Origin of the sequence: Morganella sp. HSTU-ASny43, assembly GCF_022819185.1 — a bacterium.
GTDB classification, from domain to species: Bacteria; Pseudomonadota; Gammaproteobacteria; order Enterobacterales; family Enterobacteriaceae; genus Morganella; species Morganella morganii.
In genome coordinates this window covers 60,029-83,037 of sequence record NZ_WSPG01000015.1, presented here as the reverse complement: position 1 = coordinate 83,037, position 23,009 = coordinate 60,029, and the positions used below count along the sequence as shown (strand labels likewise).

General features: G+C 53.2%; 25 protein-coding genes. 5 read left to right on the top strand and 20 right to left on the bottom strand.

Features of this window, described 5'->3' with window-relative positions; genetic code table 11:
- Window positions 1–7 precede the first annotated feature (7 nt).
- From proW to nrdH, 6 genes are all read right to left on the bottom strand, one after another.
- A complete protein-coding gene (proW, locus tag GN208_RS10055) occupies window positions 8–1,147 on the bottom strand; it encodes a glycine betaine/L-proline ABC transporter permease ProW (protein WP_004235571.1) in 1,140 nt (379 codons plus the stop codon).
- The gene (gene proV, locus GN208_RS10050) at window positions 1,134–2,339 is read right to left on the bottom strand and encodes a glycine betaine/L-proline ABC transporter ATP-binding protein ProV (protein WP_004235572.1); all 1,206 of its coding nucleotides are present in this window, start codon (window positions 2,337–2,339) and stop codon (window positions 1,134–1,136) included. The genes proW and proV overlap by 14 nt, the downstream gene beginning before the upstream one ends.
- A gap of 605 nt (window positions 2,340–2,944) precedes the next feature.
- The gene (gene nrdF / locus GN208_RS10045) at window positions 2,945–3,907 is read right to left on the bottom strand and encodes a class 1b ribonucleoside-diphosphate reductase subunit beta (RefSeq protein ID WP_004235573.1); all 963 of its coding nucleotides are present in this window, start codon (window positions 3,905–3,907) and stop codon (window positions 2,945–2,947) included.
- A 24-nt stretch (window positions 3,908–3,931) separates the two neighbouring features.
- Window positions 3,932–6,052: a class 1b ribonucleoside-diphosphate reductase subunit alpha gene (gene nrdE / locus GN208_RS10040; protein WP_004235574.1), complete on the bottom strand. Its 2,121-nt coding sequence runs from the start codon at window positions 6,050–6,052 to the stop codon at window positions 3,932–3,934.
- Between the two features lie 30 nt (window positions 6,053–6,082).
- Window positions 6,083–6,499: a class Ib ribonucleoside-diphosphate reductase assembly flavoprotein NrdI gene (gene nrdI, locus GN208_RS10035; protein WP_004235579.1), complete on the bottom strand. Its 417-nt coding sequence runs from the start codon at window positions 6,497–6,499 to the stop codon at window positions 6,083–6,085.
- 21 nt (window positions 6,500–6,520) lie between these two features.
- On the bottom strand, window positions 6,521–6,739 hold the full coding sequence (gene nrdH, locus GN208_RS10030; RefSeq protein ID WP_004235580.1) for a glutaredoxin-like protein NrdH: 219 nt from the start codon (window positions 6,737–6,739) through the stop codon (window positions 6,521–6,523).
- A 308-nt stretch (window positions 6,740–7,047) separates the two neighbouring features.
- On the opposite strand from nrdH, the gene mnmH reads away from it, so the two are divergent.
- The 3 genes from mnmH to cspE all read left to right on the top strand — a co-directional run bounded on the left by mnmH (window position 7,048) and on the right by cspE (window position 9,188).
- A complete protein-coding gene (mnmH, locus tag GN208_RS10025) occupies window positions 7,048–8,130 on the top strand; it encodes a tRNA 2-selenouridine(34) synthase MnmH (protein WP_004235581.1) in 1,083 nt (360 codons plus the stop codon).
- Window positions 8,131–8,311: 181 nt separating this feature from the next.
- The gene (locus tag GN208_RS10020; RefSeq protein WP_004235582.1) at window positions 8,312–8,779 is read left to right on the top strand and encodes a methylated-DNA--[protein]-cysteine S-methyltransferase; all 468 of its coding nucleotides are present in this window, start codon (window positions 8,312–8,314) and stop codon (window positions 8,777–8,779) included.
- Window positions 8,780–8,978: 199 nt separating this feature from the next.
- Window positions 8,979–9,188, top strand: coding sequence for a transcription antiterminator/RNA stability regulator CspE (gene cspE / locus GN208_RS10015; RefSeq protein WP_004235583.1), 210 nt, complete (start codon window positions 8,979–8,981; stop codon window positions 9,186–9,188).
- A gap of 90 nt (window positions 9,189–9,278) precedes the next feature.
- On the opposite strand, the gene GN208_RS10010 is transcribed toward cspE, so the two are convergent.
- From GN208_RS10010 to rsfS, 10 genes are all read right to left on the bottom strand, one after another.
- Window positions 9,279–10,127, bottom strand: a complete 849-nt coding sequence (locus GN208_RS10010; RefSeq protein WP_004235584.1) for an EamA family transporter — start codon at window positions 10,125–10,127, stop codon at window positions 9,279–9,281.
- A gap of 303 nt (window positions 10,128–10,430) precedes the next feature.
- Window positions 10,431–11,396, bottom strand: a complete 966-nt coding sequence (gene lipA / locus GN208_RS10005) for a lipoyl synthase (protein WP_004235585.1) — start codon at window positions 11,394–11,396, stop codon at window positions 10,431–10,433.
- 131 nt (window positions 11,397–11,527) lie between these two features.
- Complete coding sequence (gene lipB / locus GN208_RS10000; RefSeq protein WP_004235586.1) at window positions 11,528–12,160, bottom strand: lipoyl(octanoyl) transferase LipB; 633 nt, start codon at window positions 12,158–12,160, stop codon at window positions 11,528–11,530.
- A 141-nt stretch (window positions 12,161–12,301) separates the two neighbouring features.
- Window positions 12,302–12,565 carry a DUF493 family protein YbeD gene (ybeD, locus tag GN208_RS09995; protein ID WP_004235588.1) on the bottom strand — a complete coding sequence of 88 codons (264 nt, stop codon included), beginning with the start codon at window positions 12,563–12,565 and terminating at the stop codon, window positions 12,302–12,304.
- 68 nt (window positions 12,566–12,633) lie between these two features.
- Entirely contained in the window at window positions 12,634–13,848 is a 1,215-nt protein-coding gene (gene dacA, locus GN208_RS09990; protein ID WP_004235589.1) for a D-alanyl-D-alanine carboxypeptidase DacA, read from the bottom strand.
- 93 nt (window positions 13,849–13,941) lie between these two features.
- Window positions 13,942–14,931 carry an endolytic peptidoglycan transglycosylase RlpA gene (gene rlpA / locus GN208_RS09985; RefSeq protein WP_243828351.1) on the bottom strand — a complete coding sequence of 330 codons (990 nt, stop codon included), beginning with the start codon at window positions 14,929–14,931 and terminating at the stop codon, window positions 13,942–13,944.
- A 17-nt stretch (window positions 14,932–14,948) separates the two neighbouring features.
- Window positions 14,949–16,061 (bottom strand): peptidoglycan glycosyltransferase MrdB, encoded by a 1,113-nt coding sequence (gene mrdB, locus GN208_RS09980; RefSeq protein ID WP_004235591.1) that lies wholly within the window; start codon window positions 16,059–16,061, stop codon window positions 14,949–14,951.
- A 5-nt stretch (window positions 16,062–16,066) separates the two neighbouring features.
- Window positions 16,067–17,947 carry a peptidoglycan DD-transpeptidase MrdA gene (gene mrdA, locus GN208_RS09975; RefSeq protein ID WP_243828352.1) on the bottom strand — a complete coding sequence of 627 codons (1,881 nt, stop codon included), beginning with the start codon at window positions 17,945–17,947 and terminating at the stop codon, window positions 16,067–16,069.
- 56 nt (window positions 17,948–18,003) lie between these two features.
- A complete protein-coding gene (rlmH, locus tag GN208_RS09970) occupies window positions 18,004–18,474 on the bottom strand; it encodes a 23S rRNA (pseudouridine(1915)-N(3))-methyltransferase RlmH (RefSeq protein WP_004235593.1) in 471 nt (156 codons plus the stop codon).
- 3 nt (window positions 18,475–18,477) lie between these two features.
- Window positions 18,478–18,804, bottom strand: a complete 327-nt coding sequence (gene rsfS, locus GN208_RS09965; protein ID WP_004240847.1) for a ribosome silencing factor — start codon at window positions 18,802–18,804, stop codon at window positions 18,478–18,480.
- Window positions 18,805–19,094: 290 nt separating this feature from the next.
- Here rsfS and GN208_RS09960 point away from each other — a divergent pair, with 290 nt between their 5' ends.
- Window positions 19,095–19,622 carry a YbgA family protein gene (locus GN208_RS09960; protein ID WP_015422537.1) on the top strand — a complete coding sequence of 176 codons (528 nt, stop codon included), beginning with the start codon at window positions 19,095–19,097 and terminating at the stop codon, window positions 19,620–19,622.
- Here the strand turns inward: GN208_RS09960 and GN208_RS09955 are convergent.
- Window positions 19,592–19,951, bottom strand: coding sequence for a helix-turn-helix domain-containing protein (locus tag GN208_RS09955; RefSeq protein ID WP_004240845.1), 360 nt, complete (start codon window positions 19,949–19,951; stop codon window positions 19,592–19,594). The genes GN208_RS09960 and GN208_RS09955 overlap by 31 nt on opposite strands.
- 103 nt (window positions 19,952–20,054) lie before the next feature.
- On the opposite strand from GN208_RS09955, the gene GN208_RS09950 reads away from it, so the two are divergent.
- Window positions 20,055–20,774, top strand: a complete 720-nt coding sequence (locus GN208_RS09950) for an SDR family oxidoreductase (protein ID WP_004235596.1) — start codon at window positions 20,055–20,057, stop codon at window positions 20,772–20,774.
- Between the two features lies 1 nt (window position 20,775).
- Here GN208_RS09950 and nadD read toward each other — a convergent pair whose 3' ends face one another.
- Genes nadD through lptE form a run of 3 tightly spaced genes read right to left on the bottom strand, consistent with a single transcriptional unit; the run spans window position 20,776 to window position 23,007 of the window.
- Complete coding sequence (gene nadD, locus GN208_RS09945) at window positions 20,776–21,432, bottom strand: nicotinate-nucleotide adenylyltransferase (RefSeq protein WP_004235597.1); 657 nt, start codon at window positions 21,430–21,432, stop codon at window positions 20,776–20,778.
- Window positions 21,413–22,456: a DNA polymerase III subunit delta gene (gene holA, locus GN208_RS09940; RefSeq protein ID WP_004235598.1), complete on the bottom strand. Its 1,044-nt coding sequence runs from the start codon at window positions 22,454–22,456 to the stop codon at window positions 21,413–21,415. The genes nadD and holA overlap by 20 nt, the downstream gene beginning before the upstream one ends.
- Window positions 22,453–23,007: an LPS assembly lipoprotein LptE gene (gene lptE / locus GN208_RS09935; RefSeq protein ID WP_015422538.1), complete on the bottom strand. Its 555-nt coding sequence runs from the start codon at window positions 23,005–23,007 to the stop codon at window positions 22,453–22,455. The genes holA and lptE overlap by 4 nt, the downstream gene beginning before the upstream one ends.
- Window positions 23,008–23,009: the final 2 nt, after the last annotated feature.

Here is a 23,009-nt window from a genome sequence, read left to right as displayed (position 1 = left end):
CCGTGTGTTACGGCGCGCGGCGGAACGGACGGGTGATAAGCCCGGCTGGACCGGTGTGATACCAGCGGCGGCCGGCTTTGCTGCGGGAATCTTTCCCGAGTGATTGTGTCAGACGGTCAAGAATAATGGCGAGAATGACAATCCCCGCACCGCCGACAGACGCCAGCCCCATGTCGAGGCGGCCGATACCGCGCAGTACCATCTGTCCCAGACCGCCGACGGCGATCATGGAGGCGATAACCACCATTGACAGCGCCAGCATCAGCGTCTGGTTGATCCCGGCCATGATGGTCGGCATTGCCAGCGGCAGCTGGACTTTAAACAGCATCTGACGCGGATTGGCACCAAAGGATTCTGCGGCTTCGACCAGGTCAGCGGGCACCTGACGGATCCCGAGGATAGTCAGGCGGATCACCGGCGGCAGGGCGAAGATAATGGTCACCACCACACCCGGCACGTTACCGATACCGAACAGCATGACAATCGGCACCAGATAGACGAAAGCCGGTGTTGTCTGCATGGCATCAAGCAGCGGACGGATAAATTTCGCGGCGCGTTCATGGCGCGCCAGGGCAATACCGGTCGGTAACCCGATGATAATACAGAATATCAGGGCGGTCAGAACCAGTGACAGAGTCACCATTGCTTCATTCCATGCCCCGATGGCACCGATAAAGGTCAGTGATACCACCGTGGCAAGCCCCAGCCCTTTGCCGCTCATCTGCCAGGCAAGCAGGGCAAAGATAAGAATGGCGATCGGCGCCGGAATGGCGGTCAGACCCTGTTCAAAGGTGGTGAGCACAAAATCGATCGGCACACGGATACCCTGAAAGACCGGACGGAAGTGCAGCACAATCCAGTTGATGGCATCGGTCACCCAGCTGTCAAACGGGATCAGCGAGTGGTCAAACGGGTTTGCCCAGTCAAAAGCGGGGCCGGTATCTGCCGGTGCGGCATCCAGCCAGTCACTGCCGCTGTCCGCAGCGCCACCCCACGGGTCGGCATCCGCACCGCCGGTATCGGCGGTACTTCCCCACGGATCACTGCTGTCTGCGGCGTCAGGGGCTGTTTGTGCTGATGAAGGATCCGGCTCTGATGTTGCCGCCCACGGATCCAGTTCTGTATCCTGTTGATTATTCCGGCTCATTCGGCGTCTCCTTATCTAAAGCCTGCAGCAGCATCCCTTTTGAGATAACCCCGGCATAGCGGTTGTTGTTGCCGACCACCGGAACAGCACACGGTGACTGCGCGACAACGGTCAGCAGCTCATTGAGCGGCGTGTCGGCGCTGACCGCCTGCGGTTCGCTCAGAATGGCGTCTGTGATAGGTTTTTTCGCTTTCAGTGCCGCCTCCAGCGAGGCAACAGAAACAATACCGGCAAACTTTTGTCCGCGTTCAATCAGATAGCCGTATTCACGGTCATCATCATTGAGGACTTTCAGTGCCGAACGCGGGCCGAAGCCCGGCGCGACATGCAGCAGCGCATCCGCGCGGCGGCGGGCAATATCTTTGGCGCTGAACACATGACTGATATCCACACCACGGAAGAAGGTACGGACATAATCATTAGCCGGATTATTGAGGATCTCATCCGGGGTGCCGACCTGCACCACCACGCCGCCCTGCATAATGGCGATACGGTCGCCGATACGCATGGCCTCGTCGAGGTCATGGGAAATAAACACGATGGTGCGCTGTTTGTCGCCCTGGAGGCTCAGCAGCTCATCCTGCATCTCGGTGCGGATCAGCGGGTCAAGGGCGGAGAACGCCTCATCCATCAGCAGGATATCCGGGTCATTAGCCAGCGCACGGGCAAGCCCGATCCGCTGACGCATCCCGCCGGACAGCTCATCCGGATAAGAATTTGCCCACTGCTCCAGGTTGACCTGTTTCAGCGCATCCAGTGCACGGTCGTGGCGTTCCGCTTTGCTCATCCCGGCCAGTTCCAGGCCGAATGCGGTATTATCGATCACCGACATATGCGGCATCAGAGCAAAGGACTGAAACACCATGCTGATTTTTTTACGCCGTACCTCACGCAGTGCCTGATCGGAAATCACAGCGATATCTTCGCCGTCAATCAGCACCTGGCCGCGGGTCGGTTCTATCAGGCGATTGAGAAGACGAACTAAGGTGGATTTCCCTGAACCGCTCAGTCCCATGATGACGAATATTTCGCCTTCTTCAATGGCCAGATTGGCGTCCTGTACGCCGACGGTAGCACCGGTCTTTTCAAAGATATGTTCTTTGTCCAGGCCCTGTTCTAATAATTCAAATGCCTGTTTCGGGTGCTCACCGAATATTTTATAAAGATTTTTAACTTCGAGTTTTATTGCCATGCAGTATATCCATTCAGAATAACGTGGATGTGAAATGGGTAAATGTGGAGCCTCTCCCTGAAAAAAAACGTTATTTACCCTAGCATACGAGATAATGCTGACAACCCCTTGTTTATGAGAATTAATCAAAAAGAACGGATATATTTTTAGTGTAAAATCACCGGGATCTGCTAAATATCTTATTTTATTAATATGTGAATAATCTGCGGGAAATAAGAAAGGAAGAGTACCGGAAAGTTAACCAGGCACTTGTTTTAACCGCTTTTTATCCGGAATGCCTGAAAAGGGAATATGATGATATTTTGCCGGATAATCCCGGCATCAGTAAGTTGTGAGATTCATCGCGAAAACAGGGAAAAAAAATCACGCCACATTAGATATGTTTATTAATAATAATGTGTAATTAATGGTGCAATAACGGATATTTCGCTTAAGTAAGAAAACAATTCGATAAAAACATCATGATAACCGTAAAATACCCCCGTAAAAATTGATGATTCAGGTTGTTTTGTGAGCGAAAAATGCACTGATATAAATATGCTGCAATATCAGTGCATTAATAAAACCGGTGTTTACAGTGTAATACTTAAACGGAAGTGATTGATTTAAAAATCCCAGTCTTCATCTTCTGTGTTCACTGCTTTACCAATCACATAAGAAGAGCCGGATCCGGAAAAGAAATCGTGATTCTCGTTGGCATCCGGTGACAGCGCCGATAATATTGCCGGGCTGACATCCGTCACACTCTCCGGAAACAGTGCTTCATAGCCTAAGTTCATCAGTGCCTTATTGGCGTTGTAATGCAGGAATTTAATCACATCCTCAGACCATCCGGCTCCGTCATATAATTTCCGCGTATAACTGACTTCATTTTCGTATAAATCAAATAACAGACTGAAGGTAAATTCCTTTATTTCTTTGCGGGTTTGTTCGTCATAATTCTGTAATGAACGCTGGAATTTATAGCCGATATAATAGCCGTGTACTGCTTCATCCCGGATAATCAGGCGGATAAGATCGGCGGTATTCGTCAGTTTGGCGCGGCTTGACCAGTACATCGGTAAATAAAATCCGGAATAGAATAAGAAGGATTCCAGAAACACGCTGGCGACTTTCTTTTTCAGCGGGTGCGGGTCACGGTAATAGCCGAGGATAATCGCTGCTTTATTTTGCAGGGTCGGTTCCTCTTCACTCCAGCGGTAGGCGTCATCAATCTCCTGTGTGGAGCAGAGCGTGGAGAAAACCGAGCTGTAAGAGCGGGCATGCACCGCTTCCATAAAGCTGATATTGGAGAGCACGGCTTCTTCATGCGGTGTCAGGGCATCCGGGATAAGCGCCGGTGCGCCGACCGTGTTCTGAATGGTATCCAGCAGGGTCAGCCCGGTGAACACGCGGATGGTCAGCTGTTTCTCTGCCGGGGTCAGTGTCTGCCACGACGGAATGTCATTGGAGAGCGGTACTTTTTCCGGCAGCCAGAAGTTGCTGGTCAGGCGGTTCCAGACCTCGAGATCTTTGTCATCCTCAATCCGGTTCCAGTTAATCGCGGAAATGCGGCTTAATGTGGTCATGATAATATCCTGATATAAAACGGTTTATACGGCGCAGGAAACACAGCCCGCCACTTCGGTGCCTTCCAGCGCAGACTGACGCAGACGCACGTAATAGAGGGTTTTTATCCCTTTGCGCCAGGCATAAATCTGTGCGCGGTTGATATCGCGGGTGGACGCCTCATCACTGAAAAAGAGGGTGAGGGATAAGCCCTGATCAACATGCTGCGTGGCGGCGGCGTAAGTATCGATAATCTTTTCCGGCCCGATTTCGTAGGCATCCCGGTAATACTCAAGGTTATCGTTAGTCATAAAGGCGGCCGGGTAATAGACACGGCCGAGCTTGCCTTCTTTACGGATCTCAATACGGGCCACAATCGGGTGAATGGAGGAGGTCGCGTGATTGATATAGGAAATCGATCCGGTCGGTGCGACTGCCTGTAAATTCTGGTTGTACAGCCCGTGCGCCATCACACTCTCTTTCAGCTGCTGCCAGTCCGCCTGTGACGGAACGGCAATTCCGGCATCAGCAAACAGGGCGCGGACTTTTTCTGTCGCCGGTTCCCATTTCTGTGTGATGTATTTACTGAAATACTCCCCGCTGGCATAGGCAGACTGCTCAAAATTGCGGAAGGTCTGCTGCCGCTCAATTGCCAGCTGGTTGGAGGCTTTCAGGGCATAATAGGCGATGGTTAAGAAATAGATATTGGTGAAATCAATACCTTCTTCTGAACCATAATGAATATGCTCCCGCGCCAGATAACCGTGCAGGTTCATTTGCCCGAGCCCGATAGCATGAGAGCCCCGGTTGCCGTGATCGATGGACGGCACACTGCGGATCTGACTCATATCTGACACCGAGGTCAGCCCGCGCACGGCGATTTCAACAGAGCGGGCGAAATCCGGGGAATCCATCATTTTCGCGATGTTCAGCGAGCCGAGGTTACAGCTGATATCACGCCCGGTATGGCGGTAACTGAGGTCGTCGTTGTATTCGCTGGCACTGTTGACCTGGAGGATCTCCGAGCAGAGGTTGCTCATATTAATGTAACCAGCGACCGGGTTTGCACGGTTCACATTATCCTCAAACATAATATAGGGATAACCGGATTCAAACTGGATCTCCGCCAGGATGCGGAAAAACTCACGGGCATTGATTTTGCGTTTGCGGATGGCCTTGTTATTCACCATGTCCGCATAGTGCTCTGTGATGCTCAGTTCTGACATCGGTTTGCCGTAAATCCGCGCCACATCGTACGGGGAGAAGAGGTACATCGGCTCGTTATTTTTGGCCAGCTCAAAGGTGATATCCGGGATCACCACGCCGAGAGACAGGGTCTTGATACGGATTTTTTCATCCGCATTTTCCCGTTTGGTATCGAGAAACGTGAGGATATCCGGATGGTGTGCATGCAGATATACCGCCCCGGCTCCCTGGCGCGCGCCCAGCTGATTGGCATAGGAAAAGGCATCTTCCAGCATCTTCATCACCGGCACCACGCCGCTGGACTGGTTTTCAATCAGTTTGATCGGCGCACCGGACTCACGCAGGTTAGTCAGCAAAAATGCCACACCGCCGCCGCGTTTGGAGAGTTGCAGGGCCGAGTTCACACTGCGTCCGATGGATTCCATATTGTCTTCAATACGCAGCAGGAAGCAGGAGACAAACTCCCCGCGCTGCTTTTTGCCGCAGTTGAGGAAGGTCGGGGTGGCGGGCTGGAAACGTCCGCTGATGATTTCCTCCAGCAGATGCTCTGCCAGTTGCGTATCTCCCCGCGCCAGTGTCAGCGCCACCATACAGACGCGATCTTCAAACCGCTCCAGATAGCGCTGGCCGTCAAAGGTTTTCAGGGTATAGCCGGTGTAATATTTCAGGGCACCGAGGAAGGTCGCAAAGCGGAATTTTTTGCTGTACGCCAGCCGGAACAGATTTTTAATAAATTCAAAATCATATTGTCCGATGACGTCAGCTTCGTAATAGTTTTCATTAATCAGAAAATCGAGCTTTTCCCGCAGATTGTGGAAAAACACGGTGTTCTGATTCACATGCTGGCGGAAGTAGTGGTGCGCCGCCGTGACATCTTTATCAAACTGGATCCTGCCCTCTGCATCATACAGGTTGAGCATGGCATTCAGGGCGTGGTAATCCGTGTATTCAGTGGTCATCGTGTTATCCCGGAATCAGGTAAGCAGCACTCAGCAGGCGGTCTCAGCGGCCTGCTGCTGCCAGAATTGGTGTAAGCCGCGGCGGACGTTATCGACATCCGCCTGTGTGCCGAGCAGTTCAAAACGGTATAAAAACGGCACCTGACATTTGGCGGCGATAATGTCACCGGCGATGGCATAAGCGCGGCCAAAGTTGGTATTTCCGGCGGCAATCACACCACGCAGCAGTGCCCGGTTCTCAGGCCGGTTGAGAAAGCGGATCACCGGACGCGGCACCGCGCTGCTGTGATGGCCGCCGCCGTAGGTCGGCACCAGCAGCACAAAGGGCTGAGTGGCGGTAAGGTCACCATCTTCCGGCAGCCGTGTGGCCGGGATCCCCAGTTTTTCCGTGAAACGGTGACAGGTTTCTGAACGGGTGGAGAAATAAATCAGTGCCTGTGTAGTCATGGTGCCTCCGGCGTGTGCGGTTCAGAGGGCGGCAAGCTTGTCGGGACGGAACCCGGCCCAGTGATCCTGACCGGCGATCACCACCGGCACCTGCTGATATCCCAGTGTGCGGACGTGCTGATACGCCTGCTCATCCTGAGTGATATCAATGATACTGAACGGAATATTTTTCCGTGTCAGCATCTGGTAGGTGGCATTGCACTGCACACAATCGGGTTTGCTGTAGATAGTCACTGTCATGGCGGTTTCCCGTGGTTATCGCTGCCCGTTATGAGCAGATATCGTGGGTTGACTGTGTTTTGAATACTATATGTAGATATTAAATATATCAACCACACTATATATAGTGTTTTTGTATTTTGAATGATTATCACTATTATTAATCCGGATGTGAGTAAATGCATGATGAACTGTCTGCACGGTGAATATGAGGAGGGGGAAAATCCACAGCGACAAATGTCCCCGTCAGGCGTACAATAAAAAAATCTGAACTGTCTTTTGCAGACAGCTGAATTTATTGGCATCTGAACTGAAATCACACATTTATTATGGAATTAGCTCCGTCTTCCCGAACTATCCGCACACTCCTTGCTTCTGATACCCCGCTGATTGATGTCCGCGCACCGGTTGAATTCTGCCAGGGAGCCATGCCTGCCTCACACAATCTGCCGCTGATGAATGATGAGGAGCGGGCCGCTGTCGGCACCTGTTATAAGCAGCAAGGCGCTGAAAAGGCGCTGGCGCTGGGGTATCAGCTGGTAAACGGTGAGCGCCGTGAACAGCGGATAGCAGCCTGGCTGGCGGCCTGTGCGGATTATCCGCAGGGCTATCTCTGCTGTGCCCGGGGCGGCCAGCGTTCACATATCGTGCAGCAGTGGCTGCGGGATGCGGGAACGGAATACCCGCTGATCACCGGCGGTTACAAAGCACTGCGTCAGGCGGTGATTCAGGTGACGGAAGAGCTGGTGGCGCGTCCGGTGATCCTGATCGGCGGCTGTACCGGCAGCGGTAAAACCACGCTGGTGGGCGAACTGGCGGACGGTATCGACCTGGAAGGACTGGCGCATCACCGCGGATCGTCTTTCGGGCGCACGCTGGAGGCGCAGTTTGCCCAGGCGACATTTGAAAACCATCTCGCTGCCGCCATGATAAAAAAAGAAAACGCCGGGACCCGCTGGGTGCTGGAGGATGAAGGCCGCGCCATCGGTGCCAACGGCCTGCCGGAGCCGCTGCGGGTGCAAATGGCACTGGCTTCGCTGGTGGTGGTGGAAGATCCGTTTGAGCGCCGTCTGGAACGGCTGAAAGAAGAATATTTTGACCGCATGACTCATGATTTCACCGCCGCATACGGTGAGGAAAAGGGGCGTGAGGCATACAGTGAGTATCTGCATCACGGGCTGTCAGCTATCCGGCGGCGGCTCGGCACGCAGCGGGCGGCGGAACTGACCGCGCTGCTCGACAGTGCACTTGCCGAGCAGTGGCGCAGCGGCAATACCGAAGCTCACTTCTCGTGGCTGTGTCCGCTGCTGGAAGAATATTACGACCCGATGTACCGCTATCAGCTGAGCAAAAAAACCGACCGCATCCTCTTTCGCGGCACCTATGAAGCCGTCGCTGACTGGCTGAAATAATCCGCCGTCTCATCATTCGTCACAAAGCTGTTCACCGGGGTATCATTTTCCGGTGAACTGACTTGCATGAATTCATTTGCCTCGTTATTTTCTCTGTTGTGAGATGAATGACGTAAATGATGTTTGTCTCTTTATCATAATTAGGTTTTGCTATAGCAAAACCAGCACAAAGGGCAGACGTATGGCAACGACTTATATAAAGGCTCCGGCCGGATTTCCCCGCCGTTATATCATTATCAGCGCGGATGAGCAGGGGATCACTGAACTGGGATTTGATGATACTGCGCCGGCACAGACAGACAGTGATAACCCGCATATCAGACAGTGTATTCATGAGCTGGATGAATATTTCGCCGGGAAACGGCAGGATTTCAGTGTGAAACTCAATCCGCACGGTACGGAATTCCAGACCCGGGTGTGGGCGCAGTTATCAACTATTCCGTTTGCGATCACCTGGTCTTATAAAGATCTGGCGCTGAAGCTGGGCTCTGCCAATTACTGCCGCGCGGTTGGTATGGCAAACGGGCGTAACCCTGTTTGTCTGATTATTCCGTGCCACCGGGTGATTGCACACGACGGTTCAATGGGCGGATACAGCAGCGGGCTGGATATTAAGCAGTGGCTGTTGCGCCATGAGGGAATTATCTGAGTAAAAAGGTGGCAAATGTTGCTGACCGTTGAAATAACCAGGACAAATCCTCTGGTATATCAGCGGAATATCTCTCACAATGACGTTATCCGGCGGGTAGTTTAGTATCGAACCAGATTGCCCGGCAGGATCAATACAGTCTGAAAACGACTGGCCGGGTACTGATGAAGTACTATCACTTGTTAAAGGGTTTTTTTGAATGTCAAAGCGCAAAGGTAACGTGAAGTGGTTTAACGAAGCAAAAGGTTTCGGTTTTATCACTCCGGAAGACGGCAGCAAAGATGTGTTTGTTCACTTCTCTGCAATTCTGAACGACGGTTTCAAAACACTGGCAGAAGGCCAGAAAGTGGAATTTGAAATCGTTGATGGCGCTAAAGGCCCGTCTGCTGCAAACGTTGTCTCGATTTAAGTTGTAACACGCTATACCGTAGCTGTTATTTTAATTCGACATTATCGTGACGAAAACCCGTTACTCACCATAGTAACGGGTTTTTTTATATCAGCGCCGGTTGGCGACCTGGCTGAGCCAGACACTGCCGATCACCACGATAACCCCCGCACACTGTAACAGGCTCAGTTGCTGATCCAGCACAAACCAGCCCAGCAGTACCGCCGTCAGCGGACTGAGAAAACCGAGCGATGCCACGGAATTCGGCCCGAGGATTGCCAGTCCGCGAAACCAGAACAGATAGGTCAGCGCCGCGCCAATCAGCCCCAGATACAATAATCCGCTGATATTGAGCAGCGTCAGCGGCGGCAGTGCCGGTTCAAGCAGCAGAGAGACCGGCAGCAGCAGTAATCCGCCTGCGGTGAGCTGCCAGGTGGTAAAGGTCAGCGGTGAGACATTCGGCTGCCAGCGGCGGCTCAGCACGGTACCGGCGGCCATGGAGAACGCACCTGCTAACCCGGCAATAATACCGATGGTGTCGAGTTTTGCCTGCGGTGTCAGTAACAGCAGTGCCACCCCGCCTATCCCGCACAGTGCGCCGAGCACTGCCAGCGGCTTCAGTACATTGCCCAGCACCATGCGGGAGAGCAGCAGCACAATCAGCGGCTGAATAGCGCCGACGGTCGCAGCCACGCCACCCGGCAGACGATAGGCCGAGACAAACAGCAGCCACCAGAACACCGCGAAGTTCAGTGCCCCGAGCACGAAAATCCGCCCCCACCAGATCCCTTTAGGTAACTGGCGGATAAACAGCATCAGCAGCAGACCGGCGGGTAAGGCACGCAGCATGGCAACAGTCATCGGATAACCAGCGGGCAGCATTTCGGTGGTCACCAGATAGGTACTGCCCCAGACGGCGGGAGCGAGTGCTGTCAGACATAAAACGCCACTACGTTTCATAATTTACTCATTAATAATGTGATATGGAACGCATCATAATCCGCATCAGTTGCAGTGGGAATAGCGGCAGCGGGGCAGAGCACAAAAGACATATATCATTGGTTTTTTTTCCGGTCAGATAAAACGCCGGTAACGGGCAGGCGAACGAAAAGCGTAAGCGCCATGGATGGCGCGATCCGAGCGCACAAGGATGTGTTTACAGCGACTTTTCGTTTTGCCCGTTACCAGCGTTATCACCGGATCGGCATAAAAAAACCGCCGTTTTTCAGCGGCGGTTTCAGGTATTCACAGAATGGCGGGAAATTACTTAACTTCTTCGCCTTTGGCCTGCAAATCAGCATGGTAAGAAGAGCGGACAAACGGGCCGCAGGCGGCGTGAGTGAAGCCCATCGCCATTGCTTCGGCTTTCATTTCCTCAAACTCTTCCGGGCTGACATAACGCTGAACCGGCAGATGGTGACGGCTCGGCTGGAGATACTGCCCCAGGGTCAGCATGGTCACGCCGTGACGGCGCAGGTCGCGCATCACATCGAGGATCTCTTCATTGGTTTCGCCTAAGCCGACCATCAGGCCGGATTTGGTCGGGATCTCCGGATGGGCTTCTTTAAAGCGTTCCAGCAGTTTCAGTGACCACTCATAGTTAGCGCCCGGGCGCACCTGACGGTAAATACGCGGTACGTTTTCCAGGTTGTGGTTGAAGACATCCGGCGGAGTGGCGGTCAGGATTTCCAGTGCTTTATCCATACGGCCGCGGAAGTCCGGCACCAGGGTTTCAATTTTAATCGCCGGGCTGTGGTCGCGGATAGCGGTGATACAGTCAGCAAAGTGCTGTGCGCCGCCGTCACGCAGGTCATCACGGTCAACAGAGGTGATCACCACATAACGCAGTCCCATATCTTTGATGGTCTGACCGAGTTTCTGTGGTTCGTTGGCATCCGGTGCATTCGGACGGCCGTGGGCAACGTCACAGAACGGGCAGCGGCGGGTGCAGATAGCCCCGAGGATCATAAACGTGGCGGTACCGTGGTTAAAGCATTCGCTCAGGTTCGGGCAGGAGGCTTCCTCACAGACAGAATGCAGGCCGTTACGGCGCATTGCATCTTTGATCCCTTTGATTTTATGGGAATCAGCCGGAAGTTTGATTTTCATCCAGCTTGGTTTGCGTAATCGTTCGGTCGTCTCTGATACCAGGTTTTTGACCGGGATAAGCGCCATTTTATCGGCATCACGGTATTTGATACCGCGTTCCATCTGAATTGGTTTACTCATGTTTATGTCATTTCCGGTTAGATTCATCGGATAGTGATTGATGAGTGCCGTGGTGACGGCCTGTCTGCTGAATGTAACGAAGTCATCAATCTTTTAAAAATCTTTTTAAAAATGTTAAAAAAATTATATCACTATTCTGCGGCAAGTTGGAATCCTAATTGCCGGCAGAATTGTGCGGTCAGCACGGGCTGAACATCCGCAAGGGTAATACCGGGAACAAAATCAGCCATTTGTGTCATGGCGAGACCGGCATAGCCACACGGATTAATACGGTGAAAAGGCTCGAGATCCATATTGATATTGAGCGCCAGGCCGTGGAATGAGCGGCCGTTGCGGATCCGCAGACCGAGTGAACAGATTTTGTTACCCGCCACATAAACACCGGGCGCATCCGGGCGCGGGTAAGCGTCAATATTCCACTGTTTCAGGGTCTCAACCACTGAATTTTCCAGCGCGGTTACCAGTTCGCGCACACCGATTTTGTCGCGTTTGAGATCAATCATCACATACATGACCTGCTGTCCCGGGCCGTGGTAGGTCACCTGGCCGCCGCGATCAGACTGGATCACCGGGATATCACCGGGGGAGATAACATGTTCGGCTTTCCCTGCCTGGCCCTGGGTAAAAACGCGCTCATGCTCGACCAGCCAGATCTCGTTACCGGTTTCCGCCGTACGCTGTTCGGTAAATTGGTGCATGGCTTCAGAGACAGGATGATAAGGCCGCAGGCCCAGCTGACGTAAAATAATGGTGTTATTTTGCAAAATGGTATCTTCAGTTCGGTATGCCGGGCCAGCAGTATAACGCGCACGGCAAATGCGTACCAGTGATGCGCATAAAATGTTCAGAGGGATAAAAAAAAGCCGCCCGGAAAGGCGGCCTGAAATGATGAAGAAATGACGGTGTTACAACACCATTCTGACGCGCTCTAACGCGCCTAATTCTTCGTACAGATTCTCGATCTGCTCAATGTGTGTCGCATCAATGGTGACAGAAACGGAATGATAGGTTCCTTTGCTGCTTGGTTTGATTGACGGACTGTAGTCACCCGGCGCGTGGCGCTGAATCACTTCCAGAACATCATTCACTAATTCCGGTTCAGCGGCACCCATCACTTTGTAGGTAAATGAGCAGGGGAACTCTAACAGTTCATTGAGTTTGGTTTTCATGGGTGCTCCTTAATAAAGCAAAACGTCAGATGAACTAAATATGGGGATAGTTCATCTGATTTCAAGTCTCAGCCGAACCAGCGGTGAAACAGCAGGCGGATGTAGTCGATCAGACGGCTGAAGAAGTTCCCTTCCGGTACCGCTTCCGTCACGACCAGCGGCCGTGTTTCAATGATCTGGTTGTCGAGCTGGAAATTAATGGTACCGACCACCTGGTTTTTCGCCAGCGGCGCATGCAGCTCCGGATCGGTCAGGACAAAACCGGCTTTCAGATCTTTCAGGCGGCCGCGCGGAATGGTGATATAAACATCATTTTCCACTCCTAACTGCACTTTGTCTTTATCACCGAACCAGACGATTTCAGACACCAGCGGGTTGTCTTTCTGCATCGGTCTGACCGTTTCGAAGAAACGGAAGCCCCAGGTGAGCAGTTTCTTGCTTTCCGCATTACGGGCTTTAGCCGATTTGGTGCCCATCACCACGGAGATCAGACGCATATCCCCTTCGGTGGCGGAAGCGACCAGGTTATAACCCGCGCCGTTGGTGTGACCGGTTTTAATCCCGTCCGCATTCAGGCTCTTATCACCCAGCAGGTCGTTACGGTTTTGCTGGGTAATATTATTATAGGTGAATGAGCGCTCTTTATAGATAGCATATTCATTCGGCACGTCGCGGATCATTGCCTGACCAATCAGCGCCATATCCCGCGCACTGCTGTACTGGCCGTCGGCATCGAGGCCGTGAACGGTTTTAAAGTGGGTATTTTTCAGACCAAGCTGCGCCACATACTGGTTCATCTGGCCGACAAACGTGTCCTGATCACCGGCAACAAACTCGGCCATCGCCACACAGGCATCATTACCGGACTGCAGGTTGATACCGCGTGTGAGATCCGCCACGCTGACGCGCTCGCCCGGTTTGAGGAACATCAGCGAGGAGCCGCGGAATACCGGGTTACCGGTTGCCCAGGCGTTTTCCCCGATAGTGACCATGGTGTCCGGCGTAAATTTACCGGTGTTCATTGCCTGGCCGATGACATAGCTGGTCATCATTTTGGTCAGACTGGCCGGATCACGGCGGACATCGGCATTTTTCTCCGCCAGCACTTTGCCGGAGTGGTAATCCATCAGAATATAGGATTCCGCTTCAATATCCGGAACAGGCGGGATGGTGGTATTCAGATTCGGAACATCAGCGGCAGAAGCTGCGGCGCTCAGTGCCAGGGTCAGACCGAAAGCGGCCAGGCGCCCGGCGCGGTGTTGATAAGTCGTTGCGTATTTCATGAGTGTTAAAACAACATTGATGATGCCGGTGAAAAAGAAACGCTATCATAGCAAAACTGCTATGATAGCGCGTAGTGTTATCACTGCCTGTTTTTAAGGTGCAAGGATAAATGAATTCATATTCAGCTGCTGCTGAAGGCGTCCCTGTACTTCGGCGGCCCGTTCACGGCTGGTAAACGGCCCCAGCTGGACACGGAATATATCACCGGAGGATTCTGTCATACCGGGCACACCCAGTTTATCGCTGAGCTCTTTCTGCCACTGTGTTGCGCGTTCCGCACTTGCCACAGCACCCACCTGGACGCGGTAACCGCTGACAGCGACCTGCTGCGGTGCGGGTGCGGCGGTGTTTTCAGTTTGGGCTTCTGCCGGTGCTGCGGGCTGTTTCACGGTCGGGATCAGTGCGGATTCCGGCTGCGGCTGTGCCATAACAGGACGGCTGTTGATCGGCACCACCGGGGTGGTATTGGTCACCGGCGTACCGAGAGCACTGGTTTTGCCCAGTTCAGGGCGGCCCGGCAGGGCATAGCTCTGTTTGGCTACCACGGTACCGACAGTCCCGGAGCCGCTCAGCGAGCCGTCTTCCGCAACCACAATCGGGTCAATTTTAATTTTGGTATTCGGCAGCAGGTTCAGGCGATCTGCGACAGCGCGGGAAAGCCCGATCTGTTTGCCCGGCATATACGGGCCGCGATCGTTAATCCGCACCACCATCATGCGGTTATTCGCCATATTGGTGATCCGCGCATAGCCGGGGATTGGCAGCGTCGGGTGGGATGCGGTCAGTTCGGCGCTGTTGACGATTTCGCCGGTAGCGGTCCGGTTACCGTTCTGGGCCTGACCATAAATCCAGGCATATCCCTGCTGACTGAAGTTTTCCGGATCACGGACAATCTGATACTGCTGACCATTACGGACGTAATCATTATTCGCGCCCGGATGCAGCGGCTCGTAGGCCGGTACGGCGCCGAGAATCTCTTTTGCCGGGCCCGGCGGCGGTGTCTGTTTGACCGGCGGCTGCACTGACGGGCAACCTGCCAGCAACGCGGCCATCGCTGTGACCGCAATCCATTGTAAACGCATGAAAACCTCGTAATGTATTATAAGCTTTTTGACAGCATCTTACGGTGTGTATGAATTGACATGACAATACCAAACCCTGCCATTAATACAATCAGGGCGGAGCCGCCGTAACTCATCATCGGCAGCGGCACACCGACCACCGGCAGGATCCCGCTGACCATGCCGATATTCACAAACACATAGACAAAGAAGATGAGCATCAGACCGCCCACCATCACCCGTCCGAAGGTATTTTGGGCGCGGGCGGCAATCATCAGCCCGCGCATGATGATCAGCAGATAGAGCACCAGCAGGAAAATCACACCCACCAGCCCCAGCTCTTCCGCGAGGACGGCAAAGATAAAGTCAGTATGACGTTCCGGCAGGAATTCCAGCTGGGATTGTGTGCCCAGCATCCAGCCTTTTCCGGCCAGTCCGCCGGAGCCGATGGCAATTTTTGACTGAATAATATGATAACCGGCACCGAGCGGGTCGGTTTCCGGATCGAGCAGCATCATCACGCGGCCGCGCTGGTAATCGTGCATCAGGAAAAACCAGAGCAGCGGAATAAAGGCGGCAAGCAGCAGCAGGGCTATCCCGATAAGGCGCCAGCTCATCCCGGCCAGGAACAGCACAAAAATACCGGAGGCGGCCACCAGGATGGATGTCCCGAGATCAGGCTGTGCGGCGACCAGCAGGGTCGGCACCACCACCAGCAGCAGGGCGATGGCGGTATTTTTCAGGGTCGGCGGACACTGGTCGCGGTTCATAAACCGCGCCACCATCAGCGGAACGGCAATTTTGGCAATCTCGGACGGCTGAAAACGGACAATCCCCAGATCCAGCCAGCGCTGCGCGCCTTTACTGATCTGCCCGAAGACATCCACAAAGACCAGCAGGATGACACAGACAATATAGAGGTGCGGTGCCCAGGTCTCATACACGCGGGGCGGGATCTGCGCCAGAACCAGCATAATGATGATACCGGAGAAAATCTGCCCGAGGCGGCGCTCCATCATTTCCGGATCCAGCCCGCTGGCACTCCACAGCACAAATGCACTGTAAACCAGCAGGATCAGCAGCAGCACCAGCAACGGGAAGTCGATGTGCATGCGGGTCATCAGGGATACTTTGCGCGGATTATCAGTCATGGGCATCACTCTGTTTCACTGCCGGGCGGTGATGGCGGAGCATCCGGCAGTACCGTGTTGTTATCACCCAGCAGGACGTGGTCAAGGATCTGGCGGACCAGAGTACCGACTGCCGGGCCTGCACCGCCGTTTTCCAGAATAATGGTCACCGCCACTTTCGGGTTATCGTACGGTGCGTAGGCAATCATTAATTTATGGTCGCGCAGGCGTTCTGCCAGTTTGCTGGCGTTATAGGTTTCGTAGCTGAACACCTGTGCTGTACCGGATTTAGCGGCCGCTTTGTACGGCGTACCGGCAAAGAATTTGCGGCCGGTACCGTTCGGTGCGTTAGCCACGCCGAACATCCCGGACTTGGCCAGTTCCCAGTAACCGGAATGAATATCACCGATAGCAATATATTCTTTCTGTTCATACGGCAGCATACCGCCGCCTTCTTTGGTACCGAGCAGCAGGTGCGGTGTTTTCACCACACCGTCATTAATCAGGGTATTAAGGGCTTTTGACATCTGGATCGGCGTTGATGTCCAGTATCCCTGGCCGATCCCGACCGGGATGGTATCGCCCTGATACCACTGTTTCTTATAGCGCCGCAGTTTCCATTCACGGGTCGGCATCACACCGTTGTACTCTTCCATCAGGTCGATACCGGAATACTCGCCGTAACCGAAGCGGGTCATCCAGGCGGACAGGCGGTCGATCCCCATGTCATACGCCACCTGATAGAAGAAGGTATCTGCCGATTCAATAATCGATTTCACCACGTTCAGATTACCGTGACCATAGCGTTTCCAGTCACGGTAACGTTTTTCTGAGCCGGGCAGCTGCCACCAGCCGGGGTCAAAAATCGTGGTGTTACGGGTGATCACTTTTTCGCTGAGTGCCGCCACAGAAATAAACGGTTTCACTGTGGATGCCGGCGGATAGAGCCCCTGGGTGGTGCGGTTGATCAGCGGGCGATCCGGGTTATTGAGCAGGCCCCGGTAATCCGGGCCGGAAATACCGTTCACAAACAGGTTCGGGTCATAACTCGGGTTGGACACCAGTGCCAGAATCTCGCCGTTGCGCGGATCACTCACCACGACAGCCGCCCGGCTGGTGGTCAGCAGTTTTTCGATATACATCTGTAATTCGAGATCAATCGTCAGATAGATATCTTTCCCGGCCTGTGGTGCCTGCTCGTGTAACTGGCGGATCACGCGGCCGCGGCTGTTGACTTCCACTTCCTCATAGCCGGTTTTGCCGTGCAGGACGGATTCATAATAACGCTCAATACCCAGCTTACCGATATCATGAGTGGCGGCATAGTTCGGCAAAAGACCGTCTTTATCCAGGCGCTCGACATCTTTGTCGTTAATTTTTGCCACATAACCAATAACATGGGTCAGGGCGGAGCCGTAAGGGTAGAAACGGCGCTGATAGCCTTTGATTTCCAGTCCCGGGAAGCGGTACTGATTTACCGAAAACCGTGCCACCTGTATCTGGTTGAGCGGGGTTTTCAGCGGAATAGAGGTAAAGCGGCGGGAACGGCGGCGTTCTTTTTCATAATTCGCGATGTCTTCATCGGTCAGATCGACAATCTCGCGCAGCTCATTCAGTACGTCCGGTAGGTCAGTGACTTTCTCCGGCACGATTTCGAGCTGATAAATGGTTCTGTTTTCCGCCAGCAGCGTGCCTTTGCGGTCATAAATCAGACCCCGGCTCGGCGGAATAGGAACCAGTTTGATCCGGTTATCATTGGAACGGGTCTGATAATCTTCATGGCGGTTAATCTGGAGATGATAGAGATTCACCACCAGTACGGCAGATAAAATAACAATACCGATAAATGCAACCACCGCACGGCGGATAAACAGGGCGGATTCCGCGCTGTAATCGCGGAAGTTCATCCGTTGCTTGTGTTTTTTCTTATCGCCGTCAGGCGCGTTCAGACCGGGCACTGCGGTTATTCCCTGTGATACGGATGATTGGCAGTAATACTCCAGGCACGGTACAGACTCTCCGCGACCAGCACACGCACCAGCGGGTGCGGCAGGGTCAGCGGGGAGAGAGACCAGCTCTGTTCTGCGGCTGCTTTACAGGCAGGCGAAAGACCTTCCGGGCCGCCGATAAGCAGGCTGATGTTGCGTCCGTCCTGCTTCCAGCGTTCCAGTTGCCCGGCCAGCTGCGGGGTATCCCAGCGTGCGCCGGGAATATCCAGTGTGACAATCCGGTTGCCTTTACCCGCCGCCGCCAGCATTAACTCACCTTCTTTTTCCAGGATCCGTTTGATGTCCGCGTTTTTTCCCCGCTTTCCGGCCGGGATTTCGGTCAGTTCAAACGGCATATCTTTCGGAAAACGATGGAGATAATCCTGAAATCCGGTTTCGACCCAGTCAGGCATTTTGGTGCCGACGGCAATGAGCTGTAACTTCAACACTCAGCTCCAGAGTTTCTCTAATTCATACATACGGCGGCTTTCATCCTGCATCACATGCACGATAGCTTCACCGAGATCGACAACAATCCAGTCGGAAATGCCCTGACCTTCCACGCCGAGCGGCATCATACCGGCCTGACGGCAGTCAGTGACAAGGTTATCGGCCACAGACGCCAGATGGCGGCTGGATGTGCCGGTACAGATAATCATGTGGTCGGTAATGCTGGATTTACCGCGTACATCAATAGTAATAATGTCCTGTGCTTTGGAGTCTTCGAGTTTATCAATAATAAACTCAAGTAATTCTGTGCCTTGCAAAAGGTTCACCTTATATTCCGGATAAATAGATAACAGAACACATCCCCGTCAGTCGTACCGCCGTGGCAGTTCCGGCGCGGGGTTGCTGTGTGCCGGGGGATAATCGCTATTTTACGTTACAGAGGGCAATTTTGCGAGGCTCACCCTGCGTTGCCGCCGGCACCGCAAGAATAACAGCGAACAGGGGGAATACAAAGCAGTAAAGATTAAAGAAATATCAGGAAATGTGCGGACAGGGAAAACAGAAACAGTGCGATTTGTACTATAGTCACTCCGTAACAGATAAAAAGGCGGAAAATATGACATATCAGCGACAACCGGAAAGTAGCGATGAGGATGCACTGTGGCGGCAGAGGGCGCGGCAGGAACTGATTCAGGCACTGAATCCGCCGCTCAGTGCGGGCGGGCTGATCCGTCTGCACAGTCGTTACAAATATGCGCTGATGGCATATTCACCACAGTTATATAAAAGCAGCGGACGGCTGTTGTCACAGGCAGGAAAACTTTCCCCGGCGGAACTGGCGGAAACGGCGGCGGTCTGGCAGCAGGCGCTGCTTACCGCATTTTCACAGCCTGCGACCCGCGCCAATATGACCAATGCACTGATGCATATGCAGGGCTATTTCAAACGTTTACTGAGCCCGGCAGAAAAGCAGCAGATGAGTGCGGCGATTGAAACTTACCGAACCGGCACCGGCTCTGCGGAGGCGGTGAAACATCTGTTGCTCACCACTGCCCGCCACTATCAGACAGATTATCTGTGTGATCAGGCAATACTGCAGCCGGTAACAGCGGCTCAGTCACACTCCGGGCGCAGCAGTGTGTAGCGGTCGCCCATATTCTCATAACCCCAGTCACACATCAGCAGCAGAATCGGGATCAGGGAACGGCCTTTGTCTGTAATAGTATATTCCACGCGGGGCGGCACTTCGGCAAAGACCGTCCGGGTCAGCAGGCCGTCCGCTTCCATCTCGCGTAATTGATTGGTTAATGTTTTTTGTGAAATATTGACAATATAAGCCCGTATTTCCCCGAAACGCTGAACGGTTTTTTCAGATAATAAATTTAATATTAACGGTTTATATTTCCCGCCGATAACAGACAGCGTAACTTCTATTTCACTGACCACTACAATTTTCTTTATTTTATCGTCCATTAGTTACCTGCAGGTTACTTTGTGAAATAAATCTGCCTTCTTGATATATGTAAAGCAAGGCATAAAATCATGCAACTTTATTTATATTCTCAGGATAAATGCAATGAAAAAATTAGTGGTTATTACCGGCGCCAGTTCCGGTATCGGTGAATCTGTGGCAAAACGGATGAGTCAGGCCGGACATCCGGTCTTATTACTGGCTCGCCGCAGTCAGATTACCGAAGGGTTTCATCTGCCGGACAGCCTGTGCCGCAGTGTGGATGTAACGGATCTTGCGGCAATGAAAGCCGCCATAGCGGAAGCAGAAAGCCTGTATGGCAAAACAGATTTATTAATTAACTGTGCGGGTGTTATGCTGCTGGATAATCCGTATGATCAGGATTATGCAGAGTGGCAGCAAATGGTGGATGTGAATATTAATGGTGTTCTGACCGGGATTAATATTGTATTGCGCGATATGGTTTCACGTCAGGAAGGAACCATTATTAATATCAGTTCAATTGCCGGACGAAAAACATTCCCGAGCCATTCCGTCTATTGCGGAACCAAATTTGCCGTTCATGCGATAACGGAAAATATCCGTGAAGAAGTGGCATCAGCGAATGTCCGTTTAATTACCATTGCGCCGGGTGTGGTGGAAACGCCGTTATTAAGTCATACCACCAATGAGGAAATTAAGCAGAATTACCAGACCTGGAAAAAAGAGATTCAGTCAGGTCTGGATCCGGAAAAAATCGCGGATTGTATTCAGTTTGCTTATCAGCAACCGCAGGATGTGTGCATCCGTGAGATTGTAATTGCCAAAACCAGGCAGGCTGGGTGAGTCAGCGGTACAGTCCCTGTGCCAGAATGTAGTCCTGAACGGCGGGGGCCAGCTGATCGCTGCAGTCCTCGCCGTTTTTCAGCCGTTCGCGGATATTGGTGGCGGAAATCGGAAACAGAGGGGTATCAGCCAGGAAAATATAACCGCACGGCCGTTTGTGCAGGCTTTCCGGCGTGGTGACCAGATGCTGCACAAACCAGTCAGCCAGCTGTTCGGACGGAAAATCGAGTGAATACCCCGGCCGTTTGCAGACCAGGATATGGCACAGGGTCAGGATTTTGTCCCATTCATGCCAGGTATCAATCGTGAGCAGAGAATCCTGACCGATGATAAAAGCCAGCGGCCGCCGTGAACCAATCTCAGCCCGGTACTGACGCAGTGTTTCCACCGTATAGGAGAGGGCATCGCGGCGCAGTTCGCGGTCGTCTACCAGAAACAGCGGGTCTCCGCTGACGGCCAGTTGCGCCATCATCAGCCGCTGTTTTGCATCCGCTTTCGGCTGCGGACGGTGCGGCGGGACATTGTTCGGCAGTAAAATCACCTGTTCCAGACCGGCTTCCGATGCCATGGCTTTCACGGTATTGATGTGCGCCTGGTGGATCGGGTCAAATGTGCCGCCGTACAGCGCCAGAATCCGGTTATCCGCGTTGTTCGTCATAGAGGATCTGTCCTGTCTGTGCTTTACCGCTCAGGAGCAGTGTCAGTGTCAGTAAGTCATCACTTACGGATTGTCCGTAATCCTGCTTGAGGCGGATTTCAATACGGGTGATCAGGGATATCGCCACCTGCAGGGTATGCGCATCAAGGCGATCCAGGGCTTCGGTTATCATACCGCGGCGGTTCTGCCAGATACGGTGCTTGTCAAACAGTGTGCGCAGCGGCTGGTTTCGGCTTTCGCGCTGTAATGTCAGTAACTGCATCACTTCCCGCTGGACGGTGCGCAGCAGTATCACCGGCTCGTTATCTTCCGCCAGCAGCTGAGTCAGGATATGACAGGCACGTTTGCTTTTTCCGGCCAGCAGGGCATCCACCCAGTGATACGGGGTAAAGTGTGCCGCATCATTCACTGCTGCTTCCACACGGGGCAGTGTGAGTTTGCCGTCGGGATAGATCAGCGCCAGCCGGGAGAGAGCCTGTGACAGCGCCAGCAGATTGCCTTCGTAGCAATAGCAGAGCAGGCGGACAGCCTGTTCATCCGGTTGCAGTTGTAACAGTGCTGCCCGCGCGGTGACCCACTGCGGCAGTCGGTTCAGTTCCGGGGTCATGCAGGCGATATAGACGCCATCCTGTGCCAGCGCTTTAAACCAGGCGCTGTTTTCCTGGGCTTTGGTCAGTTTATGGCCGCGCAGTATCAGCAGCAGATCCGGATGTAACTGCCCGGCCAGCCGGAGAAGCTGTTCGCCCATTGCGGCATTGGGGCCGTTTTCCGGCAGATACAGGGTGAGTGTCTGCCGTCCGGCAAACAGACTGAGTGACCGGCAGACAGAAAAAATCGCATCCCAGTCAGTATGTTGTTCAAGAGAAAAGGTGAAGTGCTCGTCAAATCCCTGTTCCTGCGCCGCATGGCGGATAGCATCCCGGGATTCCTGGAGCAGTAACGGTTCGTTCCCCCAGAGGAGGTAACGTTCACGCAGCCCCGAACGGAGCTGCGTGATGAGTTGCTCAGGTGAAACTTTTATCATGCCTTCGGTGCGACAATCTCAGCCGCTTCAGCATTTTCAGCCTGTTTCTGTTGTTCGGACGGCTGGATAATCAGCAGTTTACGAACCAGACGGGCGGCTGCCTGCTCACGCATTTCCTGGCGGATCATATCTTTTTCCGCATCTTTTGCGAGTGCTTCCAGCGGGTTATCGAAGAATGAACGGTCAACGCGGACATTGATCGGATAAACCGACCCGTTCGGCATAATGACCTGGGCATTCAGGTAATAAACCAGCTCTTTCTCAGCGGCTTTACCGTCCTGGAAAATCGATACTGTCTCTTCCGAACCTTCGGAAGAACTGGTGATCTTCAGAACCGGGATGGTGGCATCACCACCTTCAATAATCTGAACGTTATTCAGCAGCAGTTGCTGGCGGATAGCACGGGTTTGTTCGCCATACGGATCACCGGTGCTGATTTGCAGTTTCTGCAGTTCAGGCGGGATTTGCGTGGTGCCGCGCAGATGGAAGCCGCAGCCTGCGGTGACCAGCACCGCAAGCCCGAGCAACAGCGTGATAATGCGATGTCGCACGA